Source organism: uncultured Fretibacterium sp., from assembly GCF_938030725.1.
Classification (GTDB): domain Bacteria; phylum Synergistota; class Synergistia; order Synergistales; family Aminobacteriaceae; genus Fretibacterium.
Genome location: NZ_CALHIQ010000061.1, coordinates 1 through 6957, shown reverse-complemented (window position 1 = coordinate 6957; position 6957 = coordinate 1). Strand labels below are relative to the sequence as shown.

Here is a 6957-nt window from a genome sequence, read left to right as displayed (position 1 = left end):
AGCCTTGGTGGGGGCTTTGTCGGGCGCCTTGACGGATTCCTGCTTCGTGGAGGCCGTCTGGGCCGGCTTGGGCGGCCGAACGGGGGTCTGTTCCAGAGATACGCCCCCCCTCGTGGAGAGCTCCGCCGGCTTCTCGACGGCCTTCCGCCTGCTTCGCGTCCTCTTTGCCTTCTCCTTCGTTGCCCTCTCCGCCTGTGCCGCATCCGCCATGTCGCGTTCCTCCGCTTGAGCCCCTCGCTCGTGAGGCTCCCATGATTTTTATACCGGTCATTATTTTATCACCTTTTATGGTTTTCGGAGAGGAAACTTGTCCGGGATCGTTTTTTTAACCGGTATTAAGAACCGTGTGGATCGCCCGGCAACGATTTGATTTAACCGACGTTTCATTTATAATAATAGGCTGTTTCGTCTACTGCGTTTTTGCGGACGGACAAATCTCGATGTGGAGGATTGATCTTCGATGAAGCTGCGCGCAGACCTGCACACGCACACGCTAGCCTCCGGGCACGCCTATTCCACGGTTGGCGAGATGGCGCGCTCCGCCGCGGCGAAGGGCCTCGAGCTGATCGCCATAACGGACCATGCCCCGGCGCTGCCGCAGACCTGCGGATGGATGCACTTTGCCAACCTCCACACCCTGCCACGGGAGGTGTGCGGCGTTACCGTCCTGAGGGGCGCTGAGCTCAACGTCCTCAACCTGGAGGGGGAGACGGACCTGCCGGAGCGGGTGCTGAGGCGCCTGGACTGGGTCATCGCGAGCCTCCACGAACACGTCCTGCCGTCCAGCCCGGAAACGGATTACACCCCTGTCTACCTGGCCCTCGCGGAAGACCCCTTCGTCGACATGATGGGGCATCCGGAGTCGCCGGACTATGCCTTCGACGTGGACCGCGTCCTTCCCCTCTGGGCGGAGCGGGGGAAGGTCGTGGAGTTCAACGAGGCCCACATCTTCACCGGAAGCCAGGAAAACAGGCGGAACGCGCTGCGCCTGGCGGAGGCCTGCGCCAGGTGGGGAGTGACCGTGGCGGTGGACTCGGACGCCCACAGCGAGTGGGACGTGGGGCGCACGTCCCGGGCCGCGGAGATGCTCGCGGAGATGGGGTTCCCGGAGGAACTGGTGCTGAACCTCTCCGCCGAGCGGGTTCTGGACTTCCTGCAGCGTCGTGCGAGGCGTACCGTCTGCGACCCGTCGTGACGGACGTTTCCGGACATCCTGCAAAAAGGCGCTGTCGCAGGTTCCCTTCCGTAGTACAATTACAAGGTGAAATCAATAGGCAGATTGGGCCGCAGCGGACCACGCTCCCGGCACGATCGATCTGGGGGTGTTCCTTGTGTGTCCTGACGAGTTGAACGCGCCTTTGCCGGAGCAGCCGGCGGAAGGCGACGGAGGTTTTTGGTGGACCGTTGAGTACGAGCTCATTCCTGACGAGAACAGGGAGTGGGACGCGGAGCGCCTCTGGACCCTGGCCTCGATGACCGGCGCCATCGGCTCCGAGCTTGTCGAGGATGAGGGCAGGATGACCCTGCGCGCCGACTATCTGAGCTCCAGAGACCCGGACGAGCTGAGCCGGTTGGTGAGCGCCCTCCTGCCGTCCTTTCCGGGGGTGTCCGCAGGAGAGTGCCGCAAGACGGAAAAGCGCGCCTGGAGCACGCAGCACCTCGAGGCGTTCCCGCCCCTCAACGTGGGGCATACCTTCGTGGTCATGGCCCCGTGGCACAGGGATGAGGAGAGACAGGGGCGCATCCCCCTGTACATCTATCCCGCCATGGCCTTCGGAACGGGGTACCACGAGAGCACCCGCATCGCGCTTGAGCTCATGGAGGACGTGGTGCACCGGGGGGACGTGGTGCTGGACATCGGCACGGGCACGGGCATCCTGTTCATCGCGGCCCTGAAGCTCGGCGCGTCGTGGACCGTCGCCCGCGACCTGGACCCGACGACGATCGAGGAGGTGCGCCGCAACATGGAGCTGAACGACCTGAGCCCGGACCTCTGCGACCTGGCTGTGGGGGACCTGCTCTCCGGCGTGCAGGACAAGGGGAACGTCCTCCTGGCCAACATCCTCCTGGCGCCCAACCTGGCCCTTCTGCCGGACGTGAAGTACGCCCTGAAGCCAAAGGGCTACGCCATCTTCTCCGGCATGACGAACCATGAGCGCGGGGCGTTCCTGTCCGTCCTCTCCTCCTCCGGGCTTGCGCTGGAGCGGGAGCTTCACTTCGGCGACTGGTGGGGCTGCCGGGCCCGTCTCGCCTGGGGCTAGGCTTCGTGACCGAAAGGGAGGGGCTTGGCTCCCTTGGGCTGCGGGGCGTCCCGGTGTGGCTTCACGTGCTGGGGTGTCGGTCCAACCTGTGCGAGGGCGACTTCCTGGCCGGAGACCTGGAAGCCAGGGGCGCCTTGGTGCGCCGCGAGCTTGAGGGCGCCCAAGCGGCCGTCCTCGTCAGTTGTTCCGTGACGGCGGAGGCGGACCGCAAGTGCCGTCAGTTGGTGCGCCGCGCCCGCCGTGCGGTGGGGGAGGCGGGCATCGTGGCCGTGTGTGGCTGCTGGGCCCAGGGCGTCGAGGCGGAAGCAGCGCAGGAGCTGGGGGTTGACCTTCTGGTGGGGAACCGCCGAAAGTCCCTGCTGACCGAGGCCCTCGATGCCGCGCTCCGGCAGGGCCGCGCCTTTTGCGACCTGCGGGCGGACCTCAGCGCGGACCGTTCCTGGGAGGAGCTCCCCATGGGGGCTCCCCGGCTTCACTCCCGCGCCTTCATCAAGGTCCAGGAGGGCTGCGACCACTTCTGCACCTACTGCGTCATCCCCTTCCTGCGGGGTCGGTCGGTGAGCCGCCCTCTGGAGGACGTCCTGGCGGAGGTGCGCCGCGTTTCCGAAGGGGGGTGCCGCGAGGTGGTGTTGACGGGAATCCACCTCGGCATGTACGGTCGGGACAGGGAGTCCTCCCTTGCGGAACTGGTGCGCGCCGTGTCGGAGTGCGGGGCCCTGGACCGGCTTCGGCTGGGGTCCCTGGAGCCCTTTTCGCTCGACGGCGCCCTGCTGGACGCGCTGGCGGAGAGTCCCATCTTCTGTCCGCACCTGCACCTGCCGCTCCAGAGCGGGGACGACGGGGTGTTGTCCCTCATGCGCCGGGGCTACACGGCGGACGATTTCGCCCGCGTCTCTGAGGCGGCCCGCAGCCGGCTGGGGGCGGACCTGCACATCTCAAGCGACGTCCTGGTGGGGTTTCCCGGAGAGGACGACGCGGCCTTCCACGGCACGACGGCCGTGATGCGCCGCGTGGGGATGGGGCGGGTCCACGTGTTCCCCTACTCCGAGCGGCGCGGCACCCTGGCGGCCTCCCTGCCCGGAAGGGTGGAGCCCTCCGTGCGGGCGGAGCGTGCCGCGGAGGCAGCTGCGGTGGGGATGGAGCTTCTGAGCCGATACGCACGGCGTTTCGTCGGCCGGACGCTGGAGGTCCTGGCTGAGGGGGATGGAGCGGGCTACACCCCACAGTTTCTGGAGGCGGCCTGGGAGGGCGGCTCCCCGCCCGGACGGACGGTGCGCGTGGCGATGCGCTTTGAGAAGGGGGGAAAGCTTGAGGGATGTCTCGCATGAGTTCGCCCGCCATCGGAATCGACCTGGGGACGCGCAACGCCCTGGCCGCTTTCCTCGACGAGGATGGCGCCGTCAGGCTCATCCCCAACCGCTGGGGGACGACGACGACTCACTCCGTCGTCGGCTGGGAGGACGGGGCCTGGGTCGTGGGCGAGGACGCGGTGCGCCTGGGGCTTCGGGGCGGCAGCGTCTGGTGGGACCTGAAGCGCAAGGTGGGGACCTCCTTTCGGGCCTTCCCCGACGGACGCCCGCGCACGGCTCAGGACCTTCTGGTCCCCCTGCTGGAGGCGCTGCGCGAGGACGCGGAGGTGTGCCTGAAGTCCTTCGTGTCCTCCTGCGTGTTGACTGTGCCCGCCTGCTTCACCCTGCCCCAGCGGGAGGCCATGATCCGCGCGGCGAACGCCGCAGGGCTGAACGCCCGCATCGTGTCGGAGCCGACGGCGGCGGCCCTCGCCTTTGGACGCCAGGGGCGGTTTCTGGTGCTGGACTTCGGAGCCGGCACGACGGACATCTCCGCGGTGGAGAGCGAGGGTGGCGTGTGGCAGGTGCTGGAGAGCGTCGGCACGGACACCGTCGGGGGCTATGAGTTTGACGTGGCCCTGGCGGAGTGGCTGCGCGAGAGCCTCCTGCTGGACAAGTTCGATGCGGGGGACGTGCGCTGGCAGATGCTGCTCCAGGAGGCGGAGAGGATCAAGATCGCCCTGTCCGACTGCTGGTCCATCCACTGGACGCCCCCTGCCCTGGGGGGATGGGCGCCGCCTGAGCTGACGATCTACCGCGAGGACATGGAGCGCCTGATGCGCTTCTCCATCCGGCGCCTGATCCACACGGTGCGTCGCCTGTGGGATCGCTATGAGCCGGAGCACCTGCTGCTGGTGGGAGGGTCGAGCCGCATTCCCCTCCTGCAGGAGATCCTGGAGCGGGAGGTGGCGCTGCCGGAACGGCTCAGCCTCTGTGCAGAGGACGCGGTGGCGCGCGGCGCGGCGCTCTACACGGCGTCGGGGCGGGAGCGGCTTCTGCTGGACGCGCTCTCCGGGGACCTGAACGCGCTCTGGTGCGGGCAGACGCTGACGCTCATCCCGTCGGAGTCGGTGCTGCCGGCCCACGCGGAGGTCACCCTGGAGGCGGAGCGGTCGGGGCACGCGACGCTTGAGATCCACCAGTCCCGAAACGAGCTGCGGGACGAGAGCGTTCGCCTGGGCTCACTGGACCTTGAGGTCGAGGCGGGAGAGCAACTTCGCCTTGCCTGTCTCCTTTCGGCATCGGGTCGCTTCACGGCGTCCCTGACGCGCGGGACGGAGGAGTGCGTGCCCATACCGCTGGTCCTGGAGGGGGCGGAGGCTGACCGCAGCGCGGAGGCAGAGAACGATCGCCGCCTGCGCGAGCTCAAGCTCTCCCTGGTCAGCCTTGAGACGCTGCTGTCGGGCAGTCAGCGGGCCCGGCTGCACCTCTTGTTTCGGCGCGCCGAGGGGGCTCCCTCGGATCCGGAGGTGATGGGGCTTCTGGAGGGCCTGGTGAAGGACTTGAAGCGAGCGGTATCCTGACCTGCGAGACGCTGCGGCGTTCGGTTCCACGTTGTGTTGAGCTTCTGACGGAGCGAGGTCGTTTGTTGCGATGGAGATGAACCTTTTCGGGGAGGTCAGAGCCAGCCTGAGGGCTCTTGGGCTGGAGCCTGGAGCGACGGAGGCGGACGTGCGTTCCGCGTTCCGCCGACTTGCCTTGACCTGTCACCCCGACGTGGTGGGGCAGGGAGGAGCGCTGCGCTTTCAGCAGATCGCGGGCGCCTACTCCCTCCTGAAGGGCCTTGCACCGGATGAGCTGAGGCATCTGTCCGGTGCGGGCTGGCGGCAGCAGCGTTCCCTCGTCAAGAGCCGCGCCTCCACGTTCCTGGACTGGTATCGCAGCCGCCGCGACCGGGTGCGGCAGGAGGCCGAGGAGGCCCGTCGGGCCGAGCAGGCGGAGGAACGGCGGCAGGCGGAGGAGCGCAGCGAGCGGGTGGATCGCGTGCTGGAACAGTACGACCGCAGCCTGAGCCGGCGGCTTGAGCGGATGTCGAAGATCGCCGACGCGGCGCAACTGAACGACGTCCTGTCGCGCCTCAGGTCCTCCGTTGCCAAGGTGCGGCGCCTCGCGCTGGGGCGCGTGGGGACGTTGATCAATCGTCCCGAGGTCCGCCAGGCGGTATCGGACCTGTTGTGCCGGTGGGACGTGGACGAGAAGACGGCCCGGCTGGTGAGTGCCCTGCCCATGGAGGTCGAGGTCCTGCGCCGCCTTGCCGCGGACGTCGCCTCCCGCGCGGGCCAGTTCCCCAACTCGCTGGTCATGAGCCTGCTGGCGCTGCGCCGTCGGGATGTTTCTCCGGACCCGCTCCTGATGGAGCGTTACCTCATTGCGGTCCGGCCTGAGTGCGTTGCCGCGATCCTGCGCTATTGGCCCGACGACAGCGCCCCCTCGGATGCGGCGCTGCGCCGCCTGCTGGGCTCGGAGGACGCACAGGTGCTGGTGCCGCTCCTCGCCGCTATGAAGCAGCGTTTTCCCCATGCCGTGCCCCGCTTCAGGGGGCGATTGAAGGAGCTTCGGGAGCACCCGACCCCTGCGGTGCGGGTGTGGTGCCGCGTCCTCCTGGCTCAGGGGGGAGTTTAGTTCTGCGTGGAACGCCGGGGTAGGGCTGAGGAAGTGCTGAAGGACACCAAACGAAGGGATCCTTCAGCGCTTCCCCTGGAGATTTTGGAGTCTTTAGATGTAAACTTCCTCTTTGTCGACGATGATCTTGTCATCAACGGTAATGGTTGGATGCCACATGATGAGGTCGTAATGCATCGGGGCCTTACGAACGCCTCCCAAAGTGATGCTTGTTCCAATCCCTATATGGGCAGTACTCTTCACCCCTTCGTCCTCCAGCATGATGCCGCACATGCGGCATTTGGGATTCAACCCAACGCCAAGCTCAGCGATGTTGTAAGCATTGTGGTCATTTTGTTCTGCAAGGTTGCGCCGCAGCCGTTCTCCCTGGGAGCCGCCGCCGGAAATCTCAGTGATATATCCTTTTTTTACAGTGATTTTAAGCGGTTCGTTGATGATACCGATTCCGAGATAAGGGATACTGGCATCGCAGACGATGGTCCCCTCTGCGCTGTCTTGCTACAGTTTCTTTTACAAGTTCTTTTATAGACTCTGTGCTTGGCTGATATACGGTCCTTATTGTATTAAGTACCTTAGTTTTTTCAAGTAAGGTACCTACCGGATATGTTTTAAGCTCTTTCTCATATTCAAAACTATAATCCGTTACATCTCCGAATATGATCTTATCTAGCACAACACGGTTATAGGCTTTTATTTTATTAAACTCTATATAAAGTCTGTCCATA

7 protein-coding genes are annotated in these 6957 nt (G+C 65.7%); 6 read left to right on the top strand and 1 reads right to left on the bottom strand.

All coding sequences use genetic code 11. The features are described from left to right. On the bottom strand, positions 1-210 hold a 210-nt coding region (locus Q0629_RS03805; protein ID WP_298779131.1), incomplete at its 3' end, for a hypothetical protein. A gap of 250 nt (positions 211-460) precedes the next feature. Here Q0629_RS03805 and Q0629_RS03800 point away from each other — a divergent pair. From Q0629_RS03800 to Q0629_RS03775, 6 genes are all read left to right on the top strand, one after another. Further along, positions 461-1195 (top strand): phosphatase, encoded by a 735-nt coding sequence (locus Q0629_RS03800; RefSeq protein ID WP_298779128.1) that lies wholly within the window; start codon positions 461-463, stop codon positions 1193-1195. A 151-nt stretch (positions 1196-1346) separates the two neighbouring features. Continuing rightward, the gene (locus tag Q0629_RS03795; RefSeq protein ID WP_298779127.1) at positions 1347-2261 is read left to right on the top strand and encodes a 50S ribosomal protein L11 methyltransferase; all 915 of its coding nucleotides are present in this window, start codon (positions 1347-1349) and stop codon (positions 2259-2261) included. A gap of 5 nt (positions 2262-2266) precedes the next feature. Beyond that, the gene (locus Q0629_RS03790; protein ID WP_298779126.1) at positions 2267-3589 is read left to right on the top strand and encodes a MiaB/RimO family radical SAM methylthiotransferase; all 1323 of its coding nucleotides are present in this window, start codon (positions 2267-2269) and stop codon (positions 3587-3589) included. Continuing rightward, positions 3577-5133, top strand: a complete 1557-nt coding sequence (locus Q0629_RS03785) for an Hsp70 family protein (RefSeq protein WP_298779124.1) — start codon at positions 3577-3579, stop codon at positions 5131-5133. Before Q0629_RS03790 ends, Q0629_RS03785 begins: the two co-directional genes overlap by 13 nt. 70 nt (positions 5134-5203) lie before the next feature. After that, positions 5204-6232, top strand: coding sequence for a DnaJ domain-containing protein (locus tag Q0629_RS03780; RefSeq protein WP_298779123.1), 1029 nt, complete (start codon positions 5204-5206; stop codon positions 6230-6232). A gap of 6 nt (positions 6233-6238) precedes the next feature. Then, positions 6239-6760 (top strand): hypothetical protein, encoded by a 522-nt coding sequence (locus tag Q0629_RS03775; protein WP_298779122.1) that lies wholly within the window; start codon positions 6239-6241, stop codon positions 6758-6760. Positions 6761-6957 lie beyond the last annotated feature (197 nt).